The sequence below is a fragment of the Vibrio sp. 1288 genome (assembly GCF_033344475.1).
Genome location: NZ_JAWPOX010000251.1, coordinates 1 through 904 on the forward strand (window position 1 = coordinate 1; position 904 = coordinate 904).

The window sequence follows — 904 nt, forward strand, 5'->3', positions numbered from 1 at the left end:
ACATTGTGCTACACACTCGATCTGCAAGCTGTTTGTAGTAGCCTGAATGCTCACTGTCAGGTCGTCTCGCAACGGTTGGCACACCAGCATCAATGTCTTCTCGCATAGAAATATGCAACGGAATTTGGCCCAATAGCGCTAAGCCAAACTCTTGAGACATTTTCTCCGCGCCACCCATACCAAAGATGTGTTCAGTCGCGCCACATTGGCTACAAATGTGGTAACTCATATTTTCGACCACACCTACTACTGGCACATTGACTTTGTTAAACATTGCTGCGCCTTTGCGCGCGTCTGCCAACGCTAAATCTTGTGGCGTCGTCACCAAAACCGTGCCGGTAACAGGAATTTGTTGTGACAACGTCAACTGGATATCACCCGTGCCTGGAGGCATGTCTATCACTAGGTAATCCAGATCTGGCCAATCGGTTTCATTCAATAGCTGAGCTAACGCTTTCGATGCCATAGGGCCACGCCAGATCGCTGCTTCAGATTTATTAACTAAATAGCCAATAGAATGAGTATAGATGCCGTGAGCAAAAATAGGCTCCATCCATTTGCCATCACGAACTTCTGGTTTCGCATCTTCCTGGCCGAGCATCATCGGAACCGATGGACCGTATATATCGGCATCCAATAGGCCAACCTTCGCTCCCGACTGCGCGATAGCCAAGGCTAAGTTAACGGCTGTTGTGGATTTGCCCACCCCACCCTTTGCAGAGCTCACCGCAATGATATTCTTCACACCTTTCACCGCATTAGAAACCTGCGTTTCTAGTGCTTTTACGCCGAGTTCAATGTGAAACGGAAACGCGGCTACAGCTTTGGATGCTTGCTGTTGTTGAATCCATTCTTGCAATGTGCGCTGAAGCTCATTACTAGCAAATGGCAATGTAATCTTCAC

The 904-nt window shown here is 48.1% G+C and carries 1 protein-coding gene; it reads right to left on the reverse strand.

Features of this window, described 5'->3' with window-relative positions; translation table 11 throughout:
* The coding region (gene apbC / locus R8O11_RS26025; RefSeq protein ID WP_318194714.1) for an iron-sulfur cluster carrier protein ApbC at nt 1-904 on the reverse strand (904 nt) is incomplete at both ends.